Raw genomic sequence first — 1739 nt, 5'->3', positions numbered from 1 at the left:
GGGCACGGCCAGGTCGTGGCTGACCCTCGCCGTGCTGGCCGCGCTCGCGATCGCGGTCATCCTCGGCGGCGGCCGGCCGGGCGGCGGGCCCCAGCGGTCCGCCCTGGTGGTCGGTGACTCGATGGTCACCGTCGCCGCCAGGTCCACCGACACGGCCCCGGTCCGTCTCGTCGGCTACCCGGGACTCGCCCCCGACGTCTACGCAGACGCCACCTCGCCGTTGATGTCCGATGACCTGACGGCGGCGGGCCGGCCGCGAACCGTGGTGCTGAACTGGAACGGCAACAACCCGGGTAATCTCCTCGGAACCCAGCTCGTCACCGCCTACCGCGCCGAGCTGACCGAGCAGATCGGCTGGTACCTGCGCCACGGGGTCACCCGGATCGTGCTGGCGGCGGCCGTGCCGTCCTCGTTCAACAGCACGTCCGGCCAGGTCGACTGGACGACGCCGGCGTCTCGCCTGCACGGCTGGATGCTGGGCAGCGCGCGGCTCAACGACCTGTACCGGCAGCTCGCCGACGAGTTCCCGGGCCAGGTGCGCTACTCGGAGCGGGCCGCGCGGGCGATCCATCCGGCGATGGCCTTCAACACCGAGCTCGACGGCCACCGGTGCATCGTGGACTTCGTCCATCCCGCGCCGTACTGCGCGCAGCGGTACGCCCGGGCGCTGGCCGCCCTGGCCGCCGGGCACTGAGCCGTCCGTCATCGGGCACTGAGCCGTCCGTCATCGCGGGCGCTGAGCCGCATCAGGTCTCCTCGAGCAGGCTCTGACCGAGGTAGCCGTCGGCTGGGGGCGCCGGCGGGACGGCGAACAGCGCGCTGGCCGTGTGCCGGATGAACGTGTTCAGCGCGTCGGAGGCCGCGAGGGTGCGCTGAACCGGGACGAACGCCGTGCGCGGATCGGCCTGGAACGCCAGGAACAACAGCCCGGCGTCCGGCTCACCGGCGGCGTCGAGGCCGTCGTCGTAGGAGTAGCCGCGGCGGAACATGGCGATGCCGCCGTGGAACTGCGGGTTGGACAGGCGGATGTGGGCGTTCTCGGCGATCAGTGGCCGGCCGTTGGGGCCCCGGGCAGCAAAGTCCGAGGCCGTGTCCTCGCCGCCGCCGGCGGCCGCGGGCGGTGCGGACAGCGGCGCCCCGTCGTCGATCCGACGCCCGACGACCTCGCCCCGGGCATCCTCGGTCAGCCGCTCCCAGGTGTCCAGCAGCATCCGGATCCGCCGGCACACCAGGTAGGTACCGCCGCGCATCCAGGCCGGACCCCCGACGGCCCAGACGGCAAGGTCGAACTGGGCCGAACCCGGCCGCGGGTTGTTCGTCCCGTCGAGCTGCCCCATCAGGTTGCGCGGGGTGGCCGTCGGGTCCGCGGGGGCCGCCGCGGTGCGCTGGAAGCCGCGCTGCGCCCAACGGGGCCGGACCAGACCGGCGGCCAACCGGCCAAGCTGCCGCGCCGCGGCGAACGCGACCATCGGATCTTCGGCGCAGACCTGGACGGCGAGGTCCCCGCCGCCGCGGTCCGCTTCCAGCCGGTCGCCGGGCAACGCCGGGATGTCCGCGAGCGGCCCGGGGATGCGCGCGTCGAGGCCCGCCCGGCGCAGCGCCGCCGCCCCGATCCCCACCGTCACCGTCAGCCCCGCCGGCCCCAGTCCCGCCGCCTCCCGACCCACTCCCGCCGCCGCGCCGCTCTGGGCCGCGCCGCGCATCAGCGTCCGGCCGCCGTCCGTCCACGCCCGCAGCAC

The 1739-nt window shown here is 75.1% G+C and carries 2 protein-coding genes; one reads left to right on the top strand and one right to left on the bottom strand.

Annotated elements, in window-relative coordinates:
- Positions 1-694 (top strand): hypothetical protein (locus ND748_RS31390; RefSeq protein ID WP_308205783.1); only part of this gene is annotated, 694 nt, incomplete at its 5' end.
- 52 nt (positions 695-746) lie between these two features.
- Here ND748_RS31390 and ND748_RS31385 read toward each other — a convergent pair.
- Positions 747-1739, bottom strand: a 993-nt coding sequence (locus ND748_RS31385) for a Dyp-type peroxidase (RefSeq protein WP_251749917.1), incomplete at its 5' end; no start/stop codon positions are given.

The sequence above is a fragment of the Frankia sp. AiPs1 genome (assembly GCF_023716945.1).
Taxonomy (GTDB): Bacteria; Actinomycetota; Actinomycetes; order Frankiales; family Frankiaceae; genus Frankia.
The sequence above is the reverse complement of the archived record's forward strand: the minus strand, read 5'-3'. Positions and strand labels throughout refer to the sequence as shown.